Source organism: Telluria sp. AZSoR62, assembly GCF_058111565.1.
Genome location: NZ_JBYTST010000016.1, coordinates 52366 through 75035 on the forward strand (window position 1 = coordinate 52366; position 22670 = coordinate 75035).

The following is a 22670-nucleotide window of genomic DNA, read 5'->3' on the forward strand; positions in this document are numbered from 1 at the left end:
GCTTGCCAAAAGGAATTGAACACAGCATGTGGGTGGCTGGCATTCCGGCATGAGCAGCTTGTGCTGTCACCGAAGCGCTGCTCCCGACTGACTGCGACTGCCTTCCTGTCGGCGCAATCATGCACACCGCATGTGCATCGCTGAGCCGATTGTTCGCTTGGACTATGTCCCTACCTCAACTATTCTGGTTTCAGCCACGCGTGAACGATGGCTGGAGCGTCGCACGACGACTCCCCGACAAGGACAACAACGGAGACAGAATGAAAGTTCAACAACGAACCATCTTGGGGTTTGCCACCCTGGCCATCGGCCTGGTCGCAACACAGGCCCACGCAGCAGTAGTCGCCCTCCCGAAATACAACGTTAGCGTCAACGAGGTCTCGGTGTCCGGCTTTTCGTCCGGCGCCCACATGGCCGCGCAGATGCACTTCGCCTATTCGAAGACGGTGAAGAAGGGAGCAGGCGTCATCGCCGGTGGCCCGGTCTACTGCTCGCAAGGCAACGCAGCGATCGCGACCGGCCCGTGCATGGCCAATACAGCATCGCGCAACCTGCCTTACCTCCTGTCGGTGGTGAACACCTGGTCGGGGAACGGCTATATCGACCCGACCAGCAACATGGCGGCGTCCAAGGTGTATCTGTTATCCGGCACCATCGATTCGACCGTCAGGCAGCCAGTCATGGACGACTTGCGCACCATGTACGGCAACTATCTCCCGGCTGCCAACATCAGCTATAAGAACAACCTGACAGCCGAGCATTCGATCCCAACCGATTTCTTCGGCAGCAGCTGTGGCGCCAACGGCTCGCCCTACGTCAACAACTGCAACTTCGATACCGCGGGCGAGATCCTGAAATGGCTCTATGGTCCCTTGAATGCGAAGAACGTCAGCAGCTTGACCGGCAGCTTCATCAACTTCGACCAGGCCGCATTCTGGGGCAATCGCAACCCGAACACCCACGGCATGGCCAGCAGCGGCTATGCCTACGTGCCTGCCGCCTGCGCCGCCGGACAGTCTTGCCGCCTGCACGTGGCCTTCCACGGTTGCCTGCAGAGTGTGGCAAGCGTTGGCACGGCCTTCTACCAGAATGCCGGCTACAACCGTTGGGCGGATACGAACAAGATCGTCGTCCTGTATCCGCAGGCGACGACGACCTTCAATAATCCAGGCGGCTGCTGGGACTGGTGGGGCCACGACGACGTGAACTTCCCGGCCAAGAGCGGCGGGCAGATGGTGGCGATTAAGACCATGATCGACAAGATCGTTGGTGGGAATACAGCGGCGCCGTTCACCTGTAGTTCCTGGTATAGCAGTAACTATTCGCATGTGTCGGCAGGGCGCGCCTACATTGGCTCGAATGGACAGGTGTATGCGGTGAATTCGAATCAGTATTTGGGTTACTACACGACGACGGCTTATACGGATGTCAGGAGGACGTCGGCGGGGTATTACGCGTACGGGACGTGTTCGTAAGCGATCACTGGGTCAATCGAGGGCCCGGCGTACCGGGCCCTCGTCATTGGTCAAGTCGAGCCAGCCAACAGTCGTCGTGATACGCAATCCAACACAATCAGAATATCTTTCCCTCTATCAACGGTCATTTGATAGCATTCCGAAATGAACGCTATCCCTGCCTACGAAGCTGCCCCTCTCCGAATCCGCCGCCGCCAGACCTTAGCCCTTGTGCTGTTGGTCGTCACCGGTGTCATCAACTACCTCGACCGCGCTACCCTCGCCGTCGCCAACGAGTACATCCGCGCCGATCTCGACCTCTCGCTTGGCCAGATGGGACTGCTGTTGTCCGCGTTCTCCTGGAGCTATGCGCTGTGCCAGCTGCCGGTAGGTGCGCTGGTCGACAAGATCGGCCCACGATGGCTGCTCGGCATAGGCTTGGTCGTGTGGTCGCTGGCACAGGCAGCAGGTGGACTCGTCTCTACCTTCGGCTGGTTCGTGATCGCGCGTATCGTGCTTGGAATCGGTGAAGCGCCGCAGTTCCCGGCGGCGGCGCGGGTCGTCAGCAACTGGTTCCCCATTCGCGCACGCGGCACGCCGACGGGTATCTATAACTCGGCATCGCCTCTGGGCGTGGCGCTTGCACCATTGCTCTTGTCGCCGCTGATTGCGGCAACCAGTTGGCATTGGGCCTTCTTCGTGACCGGCGCGATGGGCCTGGTAGCGGCAGTCGTCTGGGTTGCGCTGTACCGCGATCCGGTCCGCGAGCAGATGTCGGAAGCCGAACTGGCCTACCTCGACGCAGGACAGAAAGCGGAGCCTGCACCGGCAACCACCTTCGCATCATGGCGCGCGCTGTTCCGGCACCGTGCAACCTGGGGCATGTTGTTCGGCTTTTCCGGTTCGGTTTATCTGAACTGGGTCTACCTGACCTGGCTTCCAGGCTACCTGCGCACCGAGCGCCAGATGGACATCGCCTATGCCGGCATCGCGGCCTCGATTCCCTTTGCTTGCGGCTTTGCCGGCGCGTTGGTGGCGGGGTGGGCCTCCGACCGCGTCGCCCGGCTGTCGACCTCGCCGCTCGTCGGTCGCCGAAGGGCGGTGGTGGCGTCGATGCTGGGCATGGTCGCGTTCACGATTCCAGCGGCGCTGGTCGAGAGCAATACGGTGGCCATTGCCTGCATTTCGATCGTGATTTTCCTGGCCAATGCGGCGTCGGCCTGCTCCTGGTCGCTCGTCACAGTGGTCGCGCCGCGTAGCCGTATCGGGTCGTTGGGCGCGATTCAGAACTTCGGCGGTTTTATTGGGGGAGCGCTGGCGCCGATCCTGACTGGCTTCATCGCACAGACGTGGTCGTTTGTGCCGGCCTTGCTGACTGGCGCCGGCATTGCCTTCCTTGGTGCGATGTCGTACCAATTCCTGGTTGTTCGGTCGATACCTGAGCAGGACTGAACGGCCTACTTAGCGATCGACATCCTGGAGCGGCGCCATGACAATGCATGTAGTGCGTAAGGTAGCAGTCGCAGGACTCTGCTTCGGAGCCGTTGCCGCAATGGCAGCTGAGGCGCGCCTCCCTGCCGATGTCGTTAACTACGTGGAGCAGCGTGAAAGCTGTGATCACTTCCGTGGCGAGATCCCGGACCCGCCGGACGAACAGCGAATGAAGGAAGTCGAGCGCGAGATCCGCAAGCTCTGTACGGGCACCGACAAGAAACTCGTTAACTTGAAGCGCAAGTACGCCAGGAATCAAGCCGTAATGAAGCGTTTGAACGAGTTCGAAGAGGGTATCGAGTTGCCTCCGGCAAGCGGCCATCAATGAGGTGAAGGAGCATCACCGTCGGCGTCTTCACTGCAACCGAATCGCAGTATCGAATATCCACGTACGGCGAATCTCGATCACGTCGTATTGCCGCGCCAGCCCTGGTGGAAAGACGCCATAAGGCGCTTGGCTAGCCACCACCTTGCGTATCGCTTCATCGATCGCCGCCACGCCGCTGGATACCACGAAGGTCACCTTCTCCACGGAGCCATCGGCACGGATCGCCATTGTCACGATCGGTTGGGTGTGACGCTGTTTCGCCACGTCGCGCACCATGTCCAGGGTCATGTTCAATTCGATCTTCCTGCGCAGGTTTTCCGCGTAGAGAACCAGGTCGGCGTTCGGGTCGCCACGGCCGAACAGCCATCCCCGGCGAAGTCCGCTTGTCGTAGGCTGCGCGGCTTCCTGTTTGAGCTGGTTGGCAATCGCGCGCAGGAGCTCCTCACGCCTGGCCTCCTGTTCGGCGCGCTCGCGCTGCGCCTGGTCCTGCTTCGCCGCCTCTTGCTTGGCCGCGTCCTGCCGCGCCTGCGCGAGTTTTGCGTCCTGCTCGGCACGTTCGCGCTGTGCCTGCTCCTGCTGTGTCTGCGCCTGCCGCGCCGCCTCCTGTTTGGCCGCGTCTTGCCGCGCCTGCGCGAGCTTCGCTTCCTGCTCGGCGCGCTCACGCTGGGCCTGATCCTGGCGTGCACGTTCTTGCCGCGCAGCCTCGGCCCGGGCCAGCTCTTCCCGCGCGGCTTCCTGTTTTGCCTGTTCCTGCCGCTGCCGTGCAAGTTCCTGGCGTTCGGCCTCCACGCGCGCCGCCTCGTTCCTGGCGTTCTGCTCGGTACGCGCGGCATCCAGTTTCCGCTGCTCCTGGCGCGCCGCCTCCCGCTGCGCTTCCGCCGCCAGTTCCGCCTGGCGCAGCTGTTGCGCGGCCTGCTTTTCCTGTTCCACCTTGGCCTGCGCCAGCGCCTGTTCCCGCGCTCGCTGCTCGAGCGCCTTTTGTGCGGCGCTATCCGGTTTGACGGCAACGGGCACGGGCGCGTCGTTGCCTGGCGCCGGAACGGCGCGCGCTACCGTGTCGGCAGGCGCACGCACAGGCGGCGCATCCGCTGCAACCGGTAGTTTTATATCAGGTGGAACGATTGCTGCAGCGGCAGGCGCGATCGGAACGGGTGCAAACGAAACGCCAGGGGCTTCGCTATGCGTGATGACGGGAGGTGGAACGGTCCTGGTCACGGGCGCGCTTGCCGCAACAGGTTTGGGAGGATCGACCGGCGCCGTCGTGGCTGCGGCTGCCGGCGGAGGCGCCGCCGGTATTGGAACAGCAGGCCGCCCCGGCTCCAGCAACACCTGCAAATCATTCGCCCCGAGGCGTCGCTCTTTCCAGGGAAATTGAAGGCCTGGCAGTCCGGCGCCGGAACCACCTAAAGTCATGCTCAGCAACAGCACGTGCGCCAGCACGGAAAGCGCCACCGCGGCGCTCATTCGCCTGGGATCGGGCCGGGTGAAGAACGCAGCACTCACATTGACAACCCTTTGCCAGGCGCGGAGATCCCGCCGTGTTTGGCCTCGGCGGGCAAGCAGGAAGAATCGAAACAGCGGAGAGCGCCGGCGCCGGGATGCCGGCGCCGGCTGGCGTCGATCAGACGTCGATATTCCCCGCCCGCAGTGCATTGCTCTCGATGAAATTCCTGCGCGGCTCGACTTCATCACCCATCAGGGTGGTGAAGATCTGGTCGGCAGCAATCGCATCTTCGATCTGCACGCGCAGCAAACGGCGCACGGTCGGGTCCATCGTGGTTTCCCACAGCTGTTCCGGGTTCATCTCGCCCAGGCCCTTGTAGCGCTGCTTGCTTACGCCGCGCTCGGCTTCTTCGCGCAGCCAGATCATCGCTTCGTGGAATTCGCGCACGGCGAATTCCTTCATCTTGTCGCCTTCCCCGCGGCGCATGATGGCGCCTTCGCCCATCAGGCCCTGGAAGGTGGCGGCCGCATTGGCCAGCACCGCGTAGTCGTTGCTCAGCACGAAGTCGGCGTCGATCGAGGTCACCTGCACGTTACCGTGGCGCATGCGCTCGATGCGCAGCGAGTGCTTGTCGTTCAGTTCGTCCGAACGCACGACCACTTTCACGGCCGGATCGTTGATCGCCGCTTCCATGGCCTGGGCCGAAGCGACGGAATTTTCCAGCGTGTCCATCTGCAGCGTCACGCCGCTCATGATGGCGGTCAGCGCCGCGCGGTCGATCACGCGGGTCAGGCGCATCATGATGGCGTTGGCCAGGTTGTACTGCTTGACCAGTTCGCCCAGGGCGTCGCCGGTGATCGGGTCGGCGCCTTCGCGCGGGATCAGCGAGGCGGCGTTCAGCGCCACCGTCATCATGTAGCTGGCTTCCTCGACGTCGTCCTTCAGGTAGCGCTCGTCGCGGCCAGCCTTCACTTTGTACAGCGGCGGCTGGGCGATGTAGATGTGGCCGCGTTCCACCAGCTGCGGCATCTGGCGGTAGAACAGCGTCAGCAGCAGGGTGCGGATGTGGGCGCCGTCGACGTCCGCATCGGTCATGATGATGATGCGGTGGTAGCGCAGCTTGTCGACGTTGAATTCGTCCGGGCCGATGCTGGTGCCGAGTGTGGCGATCAGGGTCGTGATCTGCTCCGACGACAGCATCTTTTCGAAGCGCGCCTTTTCCACGTTCAGCACCTTGCCGCGCAGCGGCAAAATGGCCTGGAACTTGCGGTCGCGGCCCTGCTTGGCCGAGCCGCCTGCCGAGTCACCCTCGACGATGTACAGTTCGGCCAGCGCGGGGTCGCGTTCCTGGCAGTCGGCCAGTTTCGACGACAGGCCCAGGCCGTCCATGATGCCCTTGCGGCGGGTCAGGTCGCGCGCCTTGCGTGCCGCTTCGCGCGCACGCGCGGCTTCCACGATCTTGCCGCAGATGATTTTCGCGTCGTTCGGCTTCTCGGCCAGGAAGTCGGTCAGGGTCTTGGCGACGATTTCTTCCACCGGGCCGCGCACTTCCGACGACACCAGTTTGTCCTTGGTCTGCGACGAGAACTTCGGCTCCGGCACCTTCACCGACAGCACGCAGGTCAGGCCTTCGCGCATGTCGTCGCCCGATATTTCCACTTTCGCCTTCTTGGCGAAATCGTGTTCGTCGATGTACTTGTTGATCACGCGGGTCATCGCCGCGCGCAGGCCGGTCAGGTGGGTGCCGCCGTCGCGCTGCGGGATGTTGTTCGTGAAGCACAGCACCTGCTCGTTGTAGGCGTCGTTCCACTGCATCGACACGTCCACCGAGATGTTGGTGTTCTGGTCCGACAGGCGGTCGCCCGTGGCCTGGAACACGGTCGGGTGCAGCACGCTCTTGGTCTTGTTGATGTATTCCACGAAGCCGCGGGTGCCGCCCTCGAAAGCAAAGATTTCTTCCTTGCCGTTGCGGTGGTCGGACAGGCGGATGTTCACGCCATTGTTCAGGAACGACAGCTCGCGAATGCGCTTGCTCAGGATCTCGTAGTGGAACTCGACGTGGGTGAAGATTTCCTCGTCGGCCCAGAAGTGCACTTCGGTGCCGCGCTTGTCGGTGTCGCCGATGACTTTCATTGGCGAGACTTCGAAGCCGTCGACGACTTCGATGATGCGGTCCTGCGGGACGCCGCGCACGAATTCCATCTGGTGCACTTTGCCTTTTTGGCGCACGGTCACGCGCAGGAGCTTGGACAGCGCGTTCACGCACGACACGCCCACGCCGTGCAGGCCGCCCGAGACTTTATAGGAGTTCTGGTTGAACTTGCCGCCGGCGTGCAGTTCCGTCAGGGCGATCTCGGTCGCCGAGCGCTTCGGCTTGTGCTTGTCGTCCATCTTGACGCCGGTCGGGATGCCGCGGCCGTTGTCGGTGATCGAGATCGAGTTGTCCGCGTGGATGGTCACGTGGATTTCGGTACAGTGGCCGGCCAGCGACTCGTCGATCGAGTTGTCCAGCACCTCGAACACCAGGTGGTGCAGGCCGGTGCCGTCCGAGGTGTCGCCAATGTACATGCCCGGACGCTTGCGAACCGCTTCCAGGCCTTCCAGGATCTGGATCGAGGAGGCGCCGTATTCATCCGCCTGGGGAGCGGGGGACGTTTGTGCTTGGGTGTTCTCGGACATGGACTACTTTCTCTATCAATCTGGTGATTCAGCTGCGTGCAGCACGGCCCTTCCAGCGTCGCCGGAAGGGCGGTCAGGCTAGATCATTTCCTTAAATGCGCATCGGCATGACGACATACTTGAAGTCGCCATTCTCGGGAATCGAGATCAGCGCCGAGGAGTTCGAGTCGCCCAGGGCGATGTTCACCTGGTCGCACTTCAGGTTGTTCAGCACGTCGAGCAGGTAGGTGACGTTGAAGCCGATGTCGATGGCGTCGCCGCCGTAGTCGATCTCGAGTTCTTCGACCGCTTCTTCCTGGTCGGCGTTGGTCGAGCTGATCTTCATGACGCCCGGCTCGATGATGCAGCGCACGCCCTTGAACTTGTCGCTGGTCATAATCGCGGCGCGCTGCAGGGAACGCAGCAGTTCGTCGCGGCTGATCGTGAAGTCGTTCTTGTAGCCCTTCGGGATCACGCGGGTGTAGTCAGGGAACTTGCCTTCGACCAGCTTCGAGACCAGTTCGATGTCGGCGAAGGTCAGTTTCACCTGCGAGGCCGCGATGTCCAGGCGCACGGTTTCGTCGCTTTCTTCCAGCAGGCGCTGCAGTTCGATGATGGTCTTGCGCGGGATGATCACTTCCTGGCGCTCGAAGCTCTGCTCGGTGGCCACCTGGCAGAAGGCCAGGCGGTGGCCGTCGGTGGCGACCGCGATGATGTTCTGGCCGTCCAGCACCAGGAGCAGGCCGTTCAGGTAGTAGCGGATGTCCTGCTGGGCCATCGAGAAGTGCACCATGTTGAACAGGTGCTTGAGCGTCTTCTGCGGCAGGGTGACCGAGGCGTTGTAGCTGTCGGCGACCGACACGGTCGGGAATTCTTCCGCGGCCAGGGTTTGCAGCGCGAAGCGCGACTTGCCGCTCGACACAGCCAGGCGCTTGTTCTGCAGCGTCATCGTCACGTCGCCCGACTCCGGCAGCGCGCGCAGGATGTCCAGCAGCTTGCGCGCGGCCACGGTGGTGCCGGTCACGTCGTCGCCCGAGCCGATGTTGGCCAGCGTGGTGATCTGCACTTCGGTGTCGGTGGAGAGGAACGAGACGCTCTCGCCGTCCTTGCGAATGAGGATATTGGCCAGAATCGGCATAGTGTGCCGACGCTCGACAATACCGCTCACGATCTGCAGTGGCCGGAGAAGCGTGTCTCGGGTGGTTTTGACCAGTTGCATAGCTATCCTCTGTTTGTTTATTTAGATGTATTGCTCAAACACTATTTTGCCAATTGCCCGGAAAGAACACAAACTTCTCCGCATAGCCTGATTGGCCTGTTTCCCGTAGGGTGGGCAAGTTTCTTGCCCACGCGTTCAACAAGCGTATGCGCCACCGATATGTAGTTGGTGCGCTACCTTGATTTGAACGCGTGGGCAGAATCTGCCCACCCTACGGGAAGGCGGCTTATCAACAGCCGCCTTCCATCTTTTCATTACCCCTTCAGGGTCTGTTCCAGCACGTGCAGCTCGTGGTTGCACTCGGCATTCTTCTGGCGGTCCGCCGCGATCTTGCGCACCGCATGCAGCACGGTGGTGTGGTCCCGACCGCCGAACAGCTCGCCGATCTCCGGCAGGCTCTTCTGGGTCAGTTCCTTGGCCAGGTACATCGCGATCTGGCGCGGCCGGGCGATGTTCGCCGGGCGCCGCTTGGAATACATGTCCGCGACCTTGATGTTGAAGAAGTCCGCGACCGTCTTCTGGATGTTCTCCACCGAGATCTGGCGGTTCTGCACCGACAGCAGGTCCTTTAACGCTTCCTTCACCACGTCGATGGTGATGTCCTTGCCGTGGAAGCGCGAATACGCCAGGATCTTGCGCAGCGCGCCTTCCAGCTCGCGCACGTTCGAGCGCAGGTGTTTCGCCACGAAGAAGGCCACGTCGTCCGACAGCGTCACGTCTTCGGACTGCGCTTTTTTCAGCAGGATCGCCACGCGCATTTCCAGCTCCGGCGGCTCGATCGCCACCGTCAGGCCGGAATCGAAGCGCGAGATCAGGCGGTCGTCCATGCCGGTGATCTCCTTCGGATAGGTATCCGAAGTGATGATGATCTGCTTCTTGGCGGCGATGAGGGCCTCGAACGCATAGAAGAATTCTTCCTGCGTGCGGCTCTTCCCGCCGAAGAACTGGATATCGTCGATCAAGAGCATGTCGAGCGAATGGTAGTAGTGCTTGAAGTCGTCGAAGCCTTTTCGCTGGTAGGCGGTGACGACGTCGCGCACGTACTGCTCGGCGTGGATGTAGCGGATGCGCGCGTTCGGGTTGTCGGCCATGACCTGGTTGCCGATCGCATGGATCAGGTGGGTCTTACCCAGGCCCACGCCGCCGTAGAAGAACAGTGGGTTGTACGACACGCCCGGGTTGTTCGCCACCTGGATCGCGGCGGCGCGCGCCAGCTGGTTGGCCTTACCGGTCACGAAGCTGTCGAAGGTCAGGTCGGTGTTGATCCGGCTCTGCTCGCGCTTGGGCGAGTTGGCGATGTTGACGTTGCCCTGGCTGCTGTTGCCCATGCTCGGGGCATCGATCGAGCGCACCATGCCGCCGCCGTTGCCGCCGCCATTGCCGGTCGGGACTTCCGCCGAGCCGGGAGCGACCGGTTTGCGCGGCGGGTTGGTCTTCGGGTCGAGCACGAACTGCACCTCCACCGGCGCTTCCCAGTACTGGCAGGCGAGCTCGGTGATGCGCTTGGCGAACTGGGTCTTGACCCAGTCCAGCTTGAAGCGGTTCGGCGCGCCAATGCGCAGCTTGCCGTCCTCGTAATCGATGACGACCAGTGATTTGATCCACGCACTGTATTGCTGCGGCGTCAGCTCGAGTTCCAGTTGCGTCGAACAGGACTGCCAAAAATTTTCCATACTTCGCTTATTGATACGTAACACGCTATTTTACCTGTCTCGGCCGAAGTTATCCACAGGTTGCGCCCACTATTTTCAACCGGAGCTGCTGTTTTACGGGCAGCGCCGGCTGCGCAGCAGGGAAGAGCAAAAACTCATCAGAAACAACAGCTTCCTTGACAGTTGGACTGGAAATCGAGTCTAATTCAGGGTTCCCCGTCCGTGTACCCCATTAAACTGACATTGTCAGCGTGAACGCAGTCCGGGCGATATGAGTATTTGCTGTGGCGTGACGCTGGCTTAACAACTGCGAACTGTCATTGGCGACGAATCCTGACACGACGTCAGACCCGATTTTGCACTTTCTTTTGCTTTAAGCGAGACCACCATGAAACGTACTTACCAACCTTCCGTCGTCCGTCGCAAGCGCACGCACGGCTTCCGCGCACGTATGGCTACCCGTGGTGGCCGTGCAGTCCTGAACGCTCGCCGCGCCAAGGGCCGCAAGCGCCTGGCTGTCTAAGCCTCCTGGCTGACAGATCGACGCGGTCGACATGACAGGCGAAGGTTCGCACGACTTCGCGCGCGTTCGGCGTATCGTTAAAACGGATGAGTTTTCATCCGTTTTTCGTTTGCGGCCGGCGCAAAAATCCGCGCATTTCGTGCTGTACACCCGTCCGAACACCTTGCCGCATGCGCGGCTGGGCGTCGTGGCGGCCAAGCGTTTCGCACCGCGCGCCGTCACCCGCAATACGATCAAGCGCATCACGCGCGAACTGTTCCGCACCAGCGAACTGCAGGCCGTCGATTGCATCGTGCGCCTGGCGCGCCCGGTCAATACCAAGGCCGGGCCGGCGACGACCGGCGCCCTCAAGGCGGAGCTGCGGGTCGAACTCGCACGCCTGTTCGCTTCGCAGCGCCCGCGCCGCGCCGATACTGGCCGTGCAAGCCCGACACCATCATGAAGACGCTGCTGGTCTGGTTCCTGCGCGGCTACCAGCTGCTGCTGTCCCCGATGCTCGGGCAGAAATGCCGTTTCTACCCGACCTGCTCCAATTATGCGATCGAAGCGCTGCGCGTCCATGGCGCCGCACGCGGTTCGCTCCTGGCCGCGCGCCGCGTCTGCCGCTGCCACCCGTGGCATGAAGGCGGCGTCGACCTGGTGCCGCCGGCGCAGGACAAGCACAAGCATTCCCCACCAGCCGCTCGCGGTTGTAACCACTCCTGACTAGACCCAAATGGAACTTAATAAACGTACCGTCCTGTGGATCGTGTTCGCCATCTCCCTGATTGTTCTGTGGAACAACTGGATGGTGGCAAACGGCAAGCAGTCGCTGTTCTCGCCGGTCCCCCCGGCCGCACAGGTCGCGCAGCAGCAAGCCAAGCCGAACGACGTGCCGGCAGCCGCCGCTACGGGCGCCGCCGCCGTTCCTGGCGTACCGGGCACCCCAGGCGCGATTCCGGCCGCGCCGGTGGCGCCATCGAGCCAGCGCGTCACCATCACCACCGACGTGGTGAAGGTCGACATCGACACCCTCGGAGGCGTGATCAAGCGCCTCGAGCTGCTCAAGTTTGCCGACGACACCGACAAGACGAAGAACAAGGTCCTGTTCAACGTGGGCGGCAACAACACCTACCTGGGCCAGACCGGCCTGATCGGCACCACGGCGGCCGGCGTGCTGCCGAACCACCAGACCCCGTTCACGGTCCGCGGCGGCGCTCCGACCCGCGACGCCAACGGCAACGTGCAGCTGGTGCTCGATGCGGAGCAGGGCGGCGTGCGCCTGACCAAGACCTTCACCTTCCGCAAGGGCGACTACACTATCGGCCTGCGCCATGACGTGACCAACCTGTCCACGGCGCCGGTGCAGCCGTCGCTCTACCTGCAGCTGCAGCACGACGGCAACAAGCCGGCCAACGACTCGTGGTTCATGTCCAGCTACACCGGCCCGACCATGTACACCGAAGGCGAGAAGTACCAGAAGCTGCTGTTCGAAGACATCGAAGACGGCAGCGTGCAGCACGCGACCAAGGCCAACAACGGCTGGGTCGCGATCTCGCAGCACTTCTTCGTCTCGGCCTTCATCCCGGCCGACAAGGCGCAGCGCGACATCTTCACCAAGAAGATCGCCACCAACCTGTACGCGATCGGCACCGTCCAGCCGCTGGGCAGCGTGGCGCCGGGCGCCACCGTCTCGACCGACAGCCGCCTGTATTCGGGCCCGCAGGACGAGAAGACCCTGGAAACCATCGCCCCGGGCCTGGAACTGGTCAAGGACTACGGCGTGCTGACCATCATCGCCAAGCCGATCTTCTGGGTGATGGACCACCTGTACTCGCTGCTGGGTAACTGGGGCTGGACCATCGTCGCCCTGACGGTGCTGATCAAGCTGGCCTTCTTCCCGCTGTCGGCCGCAGGCTACCGCAGCATGGCGAAGATGCGCGTGGTGACCCCGAAGATGCAGGCGATCCGCGAGCGCTACAAGAGCGACCCGCAGAAGATGCAGCAGGCCACCATGGAGCTGTACAAGAACGAGAAGATCAACCCGCTGGGCGGCTGCCTGCCGATCCTGGTGCAGATGCCGGTGTTCTTCGCCCTGTACTGGGTGCTGCAGTCGTCGGTCGAGATGCGCGGCGCGCCGTGGATCCTGTGGATCACCGACCTGACCCAGCCCGACCCGCTGTACATCCTGCCGGTGATCTATGCGGTGTCGATGTTCATCACCACCAAGCTGAACCCGCAGCCGACCGATCCGGTGCAGGCCAAGATGATGCTGTTCATGCCGCTGGCATTCTCGGTGATCTTCTTCTTCTTCCCATCGGGACTGGTGCTGTACTGGGTGGTCAACAACATCCTGTCGATCGCGCAGCAGTGGGTGATTACCAAGAAGTTCGAGAACGCGCCGGCAGCCAAGTAAGCCGCTCGCGCTTTTCAAGAAAGCCCGCGCCCGATGCGCGGGCTTTTTTCATTCCATTACAATCGCACCCATGAAACTCGACACCTCCCCCATCGCCGCCATCGCCACCGCCCCGGGCCGCGGCGGCATCGGCGTCGTGCGCGCCTCCGGCAAGCAGCTCCATGCGCTGATCGACGCCCTGTTCCCCGGCGTGAAACTCGCTCCCCGCCACGCCACCTACATTCCGTTCGAGGCCGCCAACGGCGACGTGATCGACGAAGGGCTGGCCCTGTATTTCCCCGGCCCGCATTCGTACACCGGCGAGGACGTGCTCGAGCTGCAGGGCCACGGCGGCCCGGTGGTGCTGCAGATGCTGCTCGCGCGCGTGCTCGAAGCCGGCAGCGCGCTGGGCCTGCGCCTGGCCGAGCCGGGCGAATTCACCCGCCGCGCTTTCTTGAACGATAAGCTCGACCTGGCCCAGGCCGAGGCGGTGGCCGACCTGATCGACGCCTCCACCGAGGCCGCGGCAAAGTCGGCATCGCAATCGTTGTCGGGCGTGTTCTCGCAGGTGGTGCACAAGCTGGTCGACCAGACCACGAATCTGCGCATGCTGGTGGAGGCGACCCTCGACTTCCCGGAAGAAGAAATCGACTTCCTCGAAAAGTCGAACGCGCGCGGCCAGCTGGCCGGCATCGTCGAGTCGCTCGAAGCCGTGTTCCGCCAGGCCGCGCAAGGCGCGCTGCTGCGCGAAGGCCTGAACGTGGTGCTGGTGGGCCAGCCCAACGTCGGTAAATCTTCGCTGCTTAACGCGCTGGCCGGGTCGGACGTGGCGATCGTCACGCCGATCGCGGGCACCACGCGCGACAAGGTGACCGAGACCATCCAGATCGAGGGCATCCCGCTCAACATCATCGACACCGCCGGCATCCGCACCATCGACGACATCGACGTGGTCGAGCGCATCGGCATCGAGCGCACCTGGGGCGAAGTCGGCAAGGCCGACGTGATCCTGCACCTGCTCGACGCCAGCCGCGGCCCGAGCGCCGAGGATGAAGCCATCCTGGCGGCCTTCCCCGAAGGCGTGCCGGTGCTGCGCATCTGGAACAAGATCGACCTGTCCGGCCACCAGCCTTCGGTCGAGGTGGCGCAGGATGCGGTGCACCTCTACCTGTCGGCCAACGCGCACCTGGGCATCGACCTGCTGCGCGCCGAGCTGCTGCGCATCGCCGGCTGGCAGCAGACGGGCGAGTCGCTCTACCTGGCGCGTGAACGCCACCTGATCGCGCTGCGCGCCGCGCGCGAGCACCTCGACATGGCGAGCCAGCACGCCGCGCAGGACGACCAGTCGCTCGACCTGTTCGCCGAAGAACTGCGCCTGGCGCAGGAGCAGTTGTCGAGCATCACCGGCCAGTTCACGCCGGACGATTTGCTGGGGGTGATCTTCAGCCGCTTCTGTATCGGTAAGTAACTTGTTTTCCGAACGATTCCGGAGAGGTCCGGGAGTGCTCTCTTACATAGAGGGATGCCTGGAGAATTGCATCTGAGTAGATACATTGTCTACCGTGCTCTTCCGGTAGTTTTCGGTACACGGTTTGGTACACGTTTGCTACAATGCAACCTCATGTGTACCAAAATGGAGCTGGAAAATGCCACGTCAGGCCACCCCACTAAGCGATACAAAAATTAAAGGGTTAAAGCCAAAGGACACTAGATACCGGGTGACCGATACTAACGGACTTCTCTTAGAAGTCATGCCCAGTGGCTCGAAAGTTTGGCGGTATCGGTTTCAGTTGCATGGAGTTCGTCATCCTCCTTTGACCATTGGGAACTATCCGCAAATTGGACTGGCAGACGCGCGTCGACAGAGAGATGAGTGGGCCGTTTTTGTAGCCCGTGGCGAGTCTCCCAAGCGAGTGGTTGAGGCAGCCCGGCTAGAAAAGCAAAACACTGTTGCTGCCTTCGCACAGGAGTGGCTTGATGAGCAGGTCGCGGGCAAGTCGGAGAGCTACACCAAAACCATGCGCAGGCTTATGCAGAAGGACGTTTTCCCCTTGTTAGGTCGAATGCCTCTGTCAGACGTTAAGCCGGCCGACATCATGAACCTCTGTGATCGGATCAAGTCGCGTGGTTCGCCAAAGATGGCACTGCTGACTCGCAATGCGTTGCGACGGATGTACGACTTTGCGATAGCCCGGCAGCTTGCAGAGTCGAATCCGGCTGCAGCACTAGTAGCTAGATTCATCGCAACCGAGGACAGTCGCACTAGAGTCCTCTCGCCAAAAGAAATCGGACAAGTGATGCGCGGAGTCTATGCATCTGACATCCGGAGGCCGCTGAAGCTAGCCGTTCACCTGCTCCTAATTACGATGGTCAGAAAAACTGAACTCACAGAAGCTCGGTGGAGCGAGTTCGATATCGATACATGCACATGGGATATCCCTGCCGAACGAATGAAGAAAGATAAGCCGCATCGGGTGCATCTGTCGAGCCACGCAATTTCACTGCTGAGTGAACTCAAAAACTTGTCAGGGAGGTCTGAGTTTGTATTTCCAAGTTCAAGAGGCATGACGGATCGGCCAATCAGCAAAAGCACGTTGAACCAAGCCGTACGAGCATTGAACATGGATGTACAGCACTTCGTACTACACGACTTCCGAAGAACTGCATCGACGCACTTGCATGAACTCGGGCATCCGTCGGATGCGATTGAACGTGCACTCGCCCACAAGATCGCCGGCATTAAAGGTGTTTACAATCGTGCGGAATACACTGAGCAGCGACGCCTCATTCTGCAGGCATGGGCAGACTTCGTTGACGCGCAGATCGCAGGAGCCACCGTGATCCCGCTTTTTAAATCGGCATGATCTTTACTTCCACATGACAGATCAAAAGAAAGTACGCACGGAAAGGCGATTGCTAATGCCTCCGAAGCCAGCACTAGAACCAAACGTCCATACAGGGCGAGAAGTGCAGTCGCAGTCCGAAAACAAAAAGAAGGTGAACGTCCCCAAGCTACCAGACAGGCTGTATGTCTCACTTAGCGACGCAGCTAAGATCGCAAAAGTCCGAGAGGCGGACCTCCTCCATTTCGGAGGCCTATCTAAACTTCGCATTGTGATGATGCTTCCGGACGGGATTGAGGCATTTCCTTTTGACAGTGATACAAGCTTGAAAGGGGTACCTTCCTTCGTACCTGAAATGGTTGTTCTGAGTTCCTCGACATGCCGCCGTCTCGAATGTAACGGACAGGCTACCCAAGGCGAGTTCAGCCGTGGATACATCTTCGAGCTTCTAGGCCCACTGACCCAGATTCTTCCTAGTTACGCAAACCCTCAGTTTTCCGGGCGTTGGTGCAAGTGGAAGATTTATAAGCACGGCCAGCCATATCCCTTGGACATTGTGCCGCAGCTTTTGTTCGTAACAACGTCTGACCTCAACGACTTCCTTCGAGGAGCATCTCCCGACGAGTCCGTTGACCAAGATGCGCATCTCGCACGTAAGCAGCACTATTGGACTGACTCGTTGACGTACGTCTTACAGGCCTCCACGAAGTTTTGGGGGAATTTAAGCGAAGCAGATAAAGGGAAGTTTCCTAGGAACGAAGACGTTCAAGCCTGGCTAATGGCCGACGGACGTGACTTGTCAGCGCATCAGGCAAGAGCGGCAGCTTCGCTAATCCGGCCCAAATTTGCCGGAACAGGAAGGCCGACGAAGGAATAGCTTGTTCAACCCACCTCAACGCAAAGGGTTTCACTGTTAAAGAGTGAAACCCTTTGCGTTTTTTTCATGCGCTCTTTCCGAGAAAATTGCTTCTCCAAACAACACCGAAAGGAGCCAGATATGTCCACCCACATCCGCAGCGAGACCACGATGCTGCGTCTTCGAGATCTTGAAGTTCGTCTTGGATTGAAGCGTTCCACGATCTATGATCGGCTGAACCCTAAGTCGCCAGCCTATGATGCCTCGTTTCCAAAGCGCGTACAGATGGGGGCACGTTCGGTCGCATGGGTTGAAGAAGAGGTTGAGCAATGGATCAGGTCTAAGATCAAAGCGAGGATGATCTGACATGAATTATGACTCGAATTTCTACCCCGACTCGTTTCCTCCGTTGCTGAAGAACGTAACGCTCGATCTGCAACGAAACTGTAGTGTGCCGATTGAACTTGCTGCGCCTCTTGTACTCAGCGCAGCATCCCTTGCTTGTCAAGGCTCGGTAGACGTAGGACGCCCGAATTGCGAGCCATCCCCTTGCTCGCTCTACACTTTGCTTGTAGCCGGTTCTGGGACCAGGAAATCAACGGTTATCAAGAAGCTCTTTGCGCCGTTCTATGAAATCGAAGCTGCAGTAACTGATCAGAACGCGGTTGCTATGCCCGAATACGAAGCAGCGTGCTTGACGTGGGAATTGCGCAAAAAGGCACTTGTAAACCAAGCTGAACAGGAAGCGAAAAAAAATGAAGTATCGAGCGCGCTGCAGATGGAGCTAACGGCACATTTTGCTGCACGTCCAACGCGGCCGGCGGCCCCCAAATTTGTTTACGAAGACCCTACGTCAGAAGCGATGTTTGACGGTCTGTGGCAAAGATGGCCTTCGTCAGCAGTCGTGTCTTCTGAAGCAGCAACTTTTCTAAATGGAAGAGCATCGCACGATCTCCCTCTCTGGAACAGAATCTGGGATGGCGCAGGTATCGGTGTTGAACGTATTGGTCGCGGTGCAGTATTTAACCGCGCAGCACGCGGCAGTCTGGTTTTGGCTGTTCAGGAACGGCCATTCGAGAAATTTTGCGAGAGTCGAGGTATCGAGGCTATGAATATAGGATTCTTGGCTCGCTTTCTCATCGCCCGTCCTCCAAGCAGTCTAGGTACTAGAATTATCCAGGAAAACGATGCAGTCAACGAGTGGGCAGGTTTAACTAAATTTCACGAAAGAGTTAAGGAGATTCTTTACAAGCAATACTCTGATCGTTGTGGCGAAGGAATCGAACGTGTCACTCTGCAATTCTCCACTGAAGCAAAGCTTGCCTGGATTAAGGTGTTTAACCAAGTGGAGTCACAGATGCAGCTTGGTGGACCTCTTGCTTCATTTTCTGGATATGCGTCTAAGATATGTGAAAACGTTTCTCGTGTGGCTGCGATATTCCACTTCTTTGAAGGGCGGGAAGGGAATCAAATCCAAGAGCACGATGTCGTCAACGCGCAAAGAGTTGTTTATTGGCACACCTCTGAATTTTTGCAGTGCTTTGGCAAGGTGCAGATTCCAATTGAGCAGAATGATGCGGAGGTTCTAGAGGAATGGTTGTGTGATTCGGTTTGGACGGTCGGCCATCATTCTATCCAAAAGAACTTCATTCGCCAATACGGCCCAAATCGACTTCGTAATAAGGCAAGGCTGGACGGAGCAGTTAGAACCTTGATCGCCAAAGATGTGATAAGGATCTGCATGGATTCGAGAAGAACGAGAATTGTTGAGCTGAACCCCAACTACTTTAATATCCCCAGATGGCGCGGCGTTGATATCTAACAATTATCGCGCTATAGTTGCTATTATCGCTACTAATAGCGACAATAGCAGTAGGATTGCCAGTTCAGAGTTGGAGACAGAAGGTTTCTTCAGAAGTTCGATATCCAAGAGGCTTAAGATTGAAAAAATAAAAAAATACTGCGATCCCCTATTTTGTGTCAGTGGCAGGGATGCGCACTGGCCATCCAGCCTAAAAGCTCGGGAAATGGGGGCGGAGCCCTGTGTGTGTTATTACTCTTATACTCAGGTAGGTACCCTAAGGTACCTACCTCACTTCAGGGTTTGAAGCGCAGCTTAAGAAAGCCATGGAGAGCAAAGCGAGAGAAGAGAAGACAGAAGACCAGTCAGGCAGAATAGCCTGGCTATAAAGGAATCAACTCGCAATGCCAGGCAGAAAAGCCTGGCAGTATGCCCGTCTACTGAAGTAGAGGGAGTCTACCAAGATTCCGCCTATTTGAGATATCGTTAGCGGTCCTCTTGCCAACCGTTATCCGTCTTTACCATGAAAACCTTGCCAGTAAAGTTCCTTTCAATTACATCAGCATATTGCTCGACAGGCTCACTGCCTTCAAAGAAGCTATTCAGCAATTCTCGGGAAACATTAGGACAATTCTGTTGCATTGCATTCTGCATCGCAAGCTTAGCCGTTCGAGGTGCATCGTTTACAAGGCGATTACCGTTGAGAAGCACGGGAGCGATTTTTTGGTACTCGTAATACTGCTCTTTATTCGCGACTTCGTAATCCCCCACAGTTGAATTAGGGTTAGCTTTTAACCAAGCCTCCATGTTAGATTTCCAAGAGCTTTGTATTCCTTGCGCATGTGCTAACTGTTGCTTCAAGCTTTCGACTTCCTTTGAGTATTTCTCACTAGCGTATGCCTCAATATCGGGAGTTGGCTTCATCTTGATAGAATATGCGATATCTACCAAATGGCGACCCTCACCTCGCGGGGTGCCGTTGATCCGATCAAATTGACTAATGGAGAGGAATTCACAATTTCCGAGAGATGTTTGAACAGCCGATTTTGCGTCACTTTCAGACGGGCCGTTCGAACATCCAGAAAGCACCATGGCGCTGAAAAGAACGAAGAGCTTTAAAGGGGATTGGCTGAATTTATTCATGTTAATTTAACGAGGTAAAAAGTACGGTTCGAGATGAGATTTACTGCTTTGCGTCGATAATGTAGTCGTCTACAAGAGTAGGTAGCAATATTGACTGTTACACCATCGGAATATTAAAGCCGGTTACAAAAAGGGTCTTAAATGCCGTGGCATTAAATGCATCATAGCCTGACCATTGATGCATGGCAAGATTGTCTGCAAAAGTAGATAGAAATGAGGACTTGATCCGGTTCGGAGCCGCGATACGCGTGCGGCGTCAGGCTTTGGGGCTATCTCAAGAGACGCTTGCCGACTACGCTGGCATCGACCGTTCGCATATGGGAAAACTAGAGCGCGGGGAGAGGAACCTAACGTTTCTAAACATCCTTCGGATCGCCCGTGCAGTTCAATGTGCGCCGTCAGATCTCTTTGTGGATGTAGGGCTCTGATCATCCACTCGCAGAATTCTGTAAACCGAAGCTATCCCGATTGAACACGCGTCGGCGATTTCCTGCTTTGTCAGCCCCTTAGCATGAAGCGTTCGGACCCGAGCACTCTTTGCACGAGCTGTAGGGGCACGGCCTTTGTACTTGCCGCTCTTCTTGGCAGCTGCGATGCCAACGCGCTGTCGCTCAAGCATGTTCTCTCGCTCGAACTGAGCGATCGACGCAAAGAGGTTGAATGTTAGCCGACCGGATGGCGTGGCCGTGTCGATAGCTAGGTCCAGAATACGAATCGATGCACCTGACCGGGCTACTTTCGCTTCGATTTCGACCATATGAACCATTGAGCGAGCTGCTCGTGAAAGACTGCTGAACACAAGCACGTCGCCAGATCTCAATGCCGTCAACACTTTTGCGAACTCCACGCGGTCCTCCATTCGCACGCTGCTGATCTGTTCCTGATAGATTGTCTCGCTACAGCAACCCGCGCCCTTCAATTTAGTGATCTGATCAGCCAGGCCTGCAACTTGATCAACAGTCGATGTACGGGCATATCCGTAGACGGTCATAGTGGATCCTTTCTCACATAACTCTAAACCCACTGAGAATTATCACGAGGGTCAAGAGGCAGCTAATTTTGATAGGTTTGGTGGAGGACAAATGCCGTTATCACATGGGCCTGCCCCAGTGATCTATCCTTACCGAACAAAAAATTGGTTGAGCCACGCAAACTGAGCGGGACAGAAGTTTCCGCCTTAACATCCAGGCGACCAATCGATTTTTGGAATTGTTGGGAGCACAAGAGTGTGCCCTGTGTGGCCAAACCTTTGGTTGAAGTTCCCCGCTCAGGTAAACTGTGCCATCCCGATACGCAAAGCCGTGCTGAACACAGAGATTCAAATTACGTTGACGGTTCGAGATGTAGGCAAATAGACATCTAAGATGCTGATCAGCTCAACCGAACGCTTCCACCTTGCGACGGCAAGAATTTTGCACCCTCGAACTTCACACGGCCGACAGATCCCTCGTTAATGGAAACTGTTCAGCGAAGATTAGGTGGCTCTTGTCATTTGCATACTCTCATTAATTTTGCCGCTCTAGGCGGAGCTCGACTAGCTCCCCCTAGAGCGTTAACGAATCAACTCAATGGCTAAGTCACGGGCTTTGGATTTCGCTGCAGCGCCCGTGCCGAACCAAGCCGACTCAAGGCGATACGCTGGCCCCATCGCTCGTCGCAGGTGATCCACGTACTCAGTGACCGAGTTCAAAAGGCCGAACGCGGTGCCTCTCGCTGCCCCCAGCTCGGCTCCGCGCCCGTGTCCATTGAAGAGCGTTAAGGTCTGTTTGACTGCTCTCTCTGCTGTTGCTGTGTTGCCCGCTACGGTGAATACGGTCCTTAAATACCGAGACGCCTCGGATGTAGATACTTTCCTTTGGCAGAGCAACCGCATCTCGTAGGAGAAGCGGTCCCAAGATGAGATCGTCAAACCCAACTGAGCTTTAACTGCTTGGGGGTCGAACTTGGTTCGGTGGGGTACTCGGATACTTTTCTCGGTTCCATTAACTGCCACTGCAAGTGTGTTATTACAAACGACCCTGATGGATGTGAACTGGGCCGTTGTGGCAAGGGTGCCATCGCAAGCAGTAGCAAGAAGGACGAAGCCATTTGAACGATCTCCTCCTGGGAGATCTAAAGTGTGTCCGGTTCTAGCTAGCGCCCAAATCTTACGGCCTCCGCGGAGCACGCCGGCAGTTTCAAGCTGAAACCCCGAGAACTGGGTAAGATCGCGGTAAAACTCCAAAATTTCTCGGGGTTGAACCACTTTATACCCTCGGCCAACGACAGATAGGGCTGCTAGGCTGTCGGACCTGAAGAGTACCTTTTCCTGTTCAAAAATGCGCGTAGTCGTGTCTAAGTGACCATGGGAGTAAAGTACCGGCGCCTCCAAAATTTTCCAGTCCAGCGCAGCTTCTTTCGCCCACACTTCAATGGGTTCGTTTTCGCTGAGCTGGCGGCCTAGCCCATGCCACGGCGGTGCCCCAGTGTAGGCCATGGTTTCAACCTCGTGAGCCATCGGTGCCTCCGAAATTTGATACGCCGGACACTTCAAACCGAAAACCGCATGAGCGGCAAACGATGGGAGTTCCAGTCATCTGATCGACAGCACGGCCGACTACGCGGCCAGCAGAGCGCCCCATGGTTGCGCCAAACACAAGGGCAGTGAAAGCCCCGCCAACAGCACCAAGTAGGGCGCCAGCGGGTCCCGCTACTAGTCCAATAGTTCCCCCAACTTCCGCGCCAGACAATGCCAGCGACACGGCAGTAACTCCCCCAGCGGTCGCGCCAATCGTCGCCCCTATCTCCTCACTCTGCCCAGTACTTTCCAAGGCCGGCGACGAACAATATGGGCACTTAGCTACTTTTGTTGTCAACGAATACATATACCCTCCAAAAATGGTTT

General features: G+C 58.5%; 19 protein-coding genes. 12 read left to right on the forward strand and 7 right to left on the reverse strand.

Annotation, left to right across the window (positions count from 1 at the left end; translation table 11 throughout):
- Window positions 1-260 precede the first annotated feature (260 nt).
- The 3 genes from AC3XQU_RS20600 to AC3XQU_RS20610 all read left to right on the forward strand — a co-directional run bounded on the left by AC3XQU_RS20600 (window position 261) and on the right by AC3XQU_RS20610 (window position 3273).
- A complete protein-coding gene (locus AC3XQU_RS20600; protein ID WP_489876030.1) occupies window positions 261-1475 on the forward strand; it encodes an extracellular catalytic domain type 2 short-chain-length polyhydroxyalkanoate depolymerase in 1215 nt (404 codons plus the stop codon).
- 144 nt (window positions 1476-1619) lie between these two features.
- A complete protein-coding gene (locus AC3XQU_RS20605) occupies window positions 1620-2906 on the forward strand; it encodes an MFS transporter (protein ID WP_489876031.1) in 1287 nt (428 codons plus the stop codon).
- Window positions 2907-2943: 37 nt separating this feature from the next.
- Window positions 2944-3273 carry a hypothetical protein gene (locus AC3XQU_RS20610; protein ID WP_489876032.1) on the forward strand — a complete coding sequence of 110 codons (330 nt, stop codon included), beginning with the start codon at window positions 2944-2946 and terminating at the stop codon, window positions 3271-3273.
- 27 nt (window positions 3274-3300) lie between these two features.
- On the opposite strand, the gene AC3XQU_RS20615 is transcribed toward AC3XQU_RS20610, so the two are convergent.
- The 4 genes from AC3XQU_RS20615 to dnaA form a co-directional block, all read right to left on the reverse strand.
- Window positions 3301-4287: a TonB C-terminal domain-containing protein gene (locus AC3XQU_RS20615; RefSeq protein WP_489876033.1), complete on the reverse strand. Its 987-nt coding sequence runs from the start codon at window positions 4285-4287 to the stop codon at window positions 3301-3303.
- Between the two features lie 607 nt (window positions 4288-4894).
- On the reverse strand, window positions 4895-7396 hold the full coding sequence (gyrB, locus tag AC3XQU_RS20620; protein WP_489876034.1) for a DNA topoisomerase (ATP-hydrolyzing) subunit B: 2502 nt from the start codon (window positions 7394-7396) through the stop codon (window positions 4895-4897).
- A 91-nt stretch (window positions 7397-7487) separates the two neighbouring features.
- Window positions 7488-8594, reverse strand: a complete 1107-nt coding sequence (dnaN, locus tag AC3XQU_RS20625) for a DNA polymerase III subunit beta (protein ID WP_489876035.1) — start codon at window positions 8592-8594, stop codon at window positions 7488-7490.
- A 254-nt stretch (window positions 8595-8848) separates the two neighbouring features.
- On the reverse strand, window positions 8849-10267 hold the full coding sequence (gene dnaA / locus AC3XQU_RS20630) for a chromosomal replication initiator protein DnaA (RefSeq protein WP_489876036.1): 1419 nt from the start codon (window positions 10265-10267) through the stop codon (window positions 8849-8851).
- Between the two features lie 367 nt (window positions 10268-10634).
- On the opposite strand from dnaA, the gene rpmH reads away from it, so the two are divergent.
- From rpmH to AC3XQU_RS20670, 8 genes are all read left to right on the forward strand, one after another.
- Entirely contained in the window at window positions 10635-10769 is a 135-nt protein-coding gene (gene rpmH, locus AC3XQU_RS20635) for a 50S ribosomal protein L34 (RefSeq protein WP_057289000.1), read from the forward strand.
- A gap of 31 nt (window positions 10770-10800) precedes the next feature.
- The gene (gene rnpA / locus AC3XQU_RS20640; protein ID WP_489876037.1) at window positions 10801-11211 is read left to right on the forward strand and encodes a ribonuclease P protein component; all 411 of its coding nucleotides are present in this window, start codon (window positions 10801-10803) and stop codon (window positions 11209-11211) included.
- The gene (gene yidD / locus AC3XQU_RS20645) at window positions 11208-11474 is read left to right on the forward strand and encodes a membrane protein insertion efficiency factor YidD (RefSeq protein WP_489876038.1); all 267 of its coding nucleotides are present in this window, start codon (window positions 11208-11210) and stop codon (window positions 11472-11474) included. Before rnpA ends, yidD begins: the two co-directional genes overlap by 4 nt.
- A 10-nt stretch (window positions 11475-11484) precedes the next feature.
- On the forward strand, window positions 11485-13164 hold the full coding sequence (yidC, locus tag AC3XQU_RS20650; protein WP_489876039.1) for a membrane protein insertase YidC: 1680 nt from the start codon (window positions 11485-11487) through the stop codon (window positions 13162-13164).
- 70 nt (window positions 13165-13234) lie between these two features.
- Window positions 13235-14611 (forward strand): tRNA uridine-5-carboxymethylaminomethyl(34) synthesis GTPase MnmE, encoded by a 1377-nt coding sequence (gene mnmE / locus AC3XQU_RS20655; RefSeq protein WP_489876040.1) that lies wholly within the window; start codon window positions 13235-13237, stop codon window positions 14609-14611.
- A 178-nt stretch (window positions 14612-14789) separates the two neighbouring features.
- Complete coding sequence (locus tag AC3XQU_RS20660) at window positions 14790-16007, forward strand: tyrosine-type recombinase/integrase (protein ID WP_489876041.1); 1218 nt, start codon at window positions 14790-14792, stop codon at window positions 16005-16007.
- A 976-nt stretch (window positions 16008-16983) separates the two neighbouring features.
- Complete coding sequence (locus AC3XQU_RS20665) at window positions 16984-17208, forward strand: AlpA family phage regulatory protein (protein WP_489876042.1); 225 nt, start codon at window positions 16984-16986, stop codon at window positions 17206-17208.
- 1 nt (window position 17209) lies between these two features.
- Window positions 17210-18664 carry a YfjI family protein gene (locus AC3XQU_RS20670; RefSeq protein ID WP_489876043.1) on the forward strand — a complete coding sequence of 485 codons (1455 nt, stop codon included), beginning with the start codon at window positions 17210-17212 and terminating at the stop codon, window positions 18662-18664.
- Between the two features lie 465 nt (window positions 18665-19129).
- Here the strand turns inward: AC3XQU_RS20670 and AC3XQU_RS20675 are convergent, their stop codons facing one another.
- Window positions 19130-19786 carry a hypothetical protein gene (locus AC3XQU_RS20675; protein ID WP_489876044.1) on the reverse strand — a complete coding sequence of 219 codons (657 nt, stop codon included), beginning with the start codon at window positions 19784-19786 and terminating at the stop codon, window positions 19130-19132.
- Window positions 19787-19968: 182 nt separating this feature from the next.
- On the opposite strand from AC3XQU_RS20675, the gene AC3XQU_RS20680 reads away from it, so the two are divergent.
- Complete coding sequence (locus AC3XQU_RS20680; protein ID WP_489876045.1) at window positions 19969-20214, forward strand: helix-turn-helix domain-containing protein; 246 nt, start codon at window positions 19969-19971, stop codon at window positions 20212-20214.
- Here the strand turns inward: AC3XQU_RS20680 and AC3XQU_RS20685 are convergent.
- Complete coding sequence (locus AC3XQU_RS20685) at window positions 20172-20777, reverse strand: recombinase family protein (RefSeq protein WP_489876046.1); 606 nt, start codon at window positions 20775-20777, stop codon at window positions 20172-20174. The two genes, AC3XQU_RS20680 and AC3XQU_RS20685, sit on opposite strands and share 43 nt — an antisense overlap.
- A gap of 561 nt (window positions 20778-21338) precedes the next feature.
- Window positions 21339-22283, reverse strand: coding sequence for a DUF932 domain-containing protein (locus AC3XQU_RS20690; RefSeq protein ID WP_489876047.1), 945 nt, complete (start codon window positions 22281-22283; stop codon window positions 21339-21341).
- Between the last annotated feature and the right edge of the window lie 387 nt (window positions 22284-22670).

Excerpts from the sequence above, each read along its gene's own strand:
- dnaN (WP_489876035.1), bottom strand. The coding sequence starts at position 8,594 with ATGCAACTGGTCAAAACCACCCGAGACACGCTTCTCCGGCCACTGCAG.
- AC3XQU_RS20685 (WP_489876046.1), bottom strand. The coding sequence starts at position 20,777 with ATGACCGTCTACGGATATGCCCGTACATCGACTGTTGATCAAGTTGCA.
- yidD (WP_489876038.1), top strand. The coding sequence starts at position 11,208 with ATGAAGACGCTGCTGGTCTGGTTCCTGCGCGGCTACCAGCTGCTGCTG.
- AC3XQU_RS20605 (WP_489876031.1), top strand. The coding sequence starts at position 1,620 with ATGAACGCTATCCCTGCCTACGAAGCTGCCCCTCTCCGAATCCGCCGC.
- AC3XQU_RS20680 (WP_489876045.1), top strand. The coding sequence starts at position 19,969 with ATGGCAAGATTGTCTGCAAAAGTAGATAGAAATGAGGACTTGATCCGG.
- AC3XQU_RS20665 (WP_489876042.1), top strand. The coding sequence starts at position 16,984 with ATGTCCACCCACATCCGCAGCGAGACCACGATGCTGCGTCTTCGAGAT.
- AC3XQU_RS20660 (WP_489876041.1), top strand. The coding sequence starts at position 14,790 with ATGCCACGTCAGGCCACCCCACTAAGCGATACAAAAATTAAAGGGTTA.
- AC3XQU_RS20675 (WP_489876044.1), bottom strand. The coding sequence starts at position 19,786 with ATGAATAAATTCAGCCAATCCCCTTTAAAGCTCTTCGTTCTTTTCAGC.
- gyrB (WP_489876034.1), bottom strand. The coding sequence starts at position 7,396 with ATGTCCGAGAACACCCAAGCACAAACGTCCCCCGCTCCCCAGGCGGAT.
- AC3XQU_RS20690 (WP_489876047.1), bottom strand. The coding sequence starts at position 22,283 with ATGGCTCACGAGGTTGAAACCATGGCCTACACTGGGGCACCGCCGTGG.
- AC3XQU_RS20670 (WP_489876043.1), top strand. The coding sequence starts at position 17,210 with ATGAATTATGACTCGAATTTCTACCCCGACTCGTTTCCTCCGTTGCTG.
- yidC (WP_489876039.1), top strand. The coding sequence starts at position 11,485 with ATGGAACTTAATAAACGTACCGTCCTGTGGATCGTGTTCGCCATCTCC.
- AC3XQU_RS20610 (WP_489876032.1), top strand. The coding sequence starts at position 2,944 with ATGACAATGCATGTAGTGCGTAAGGTAGCAGTCGCAGGACTCTGCTTC.
- AC3XQU_RS20600 (WP_489876030.1), top strand. The coding sequence starts at position 261 with ATGAAAGTTCAACAACGAACCATCTTGGGGTTTGCCACCCTGGCCATC.
- dnaA (WP_489876036.1), bottom strand. The coding sequence starts at position 10,267 with ATGGAAAATTTTTGGCAGTCCTGTTCGACGCAACTGGAACTCGAGCTG.
- rnpA (WP_489876037.1), top strand. The coding sequence starts at position 10,801 with ATGACAGGCGAAGGTTCGCACGACTTCGCGCGCGTTCGGCGTATCGTT.
- mnmE (WP_489876040.1), top strand. The coding sequence starts at position 13,235 with ATGAAACTCGACACCTCCCCCATCGCCGCCATCGCCACCGCCCCGGGC.
- rpmH (WP_057289000.1), top strand. The coding sequence starts at position 10,635 with ATGAAACGTACTTACCAACCTTCCGTCGTCCGTCGCAAGCGCACGCAC.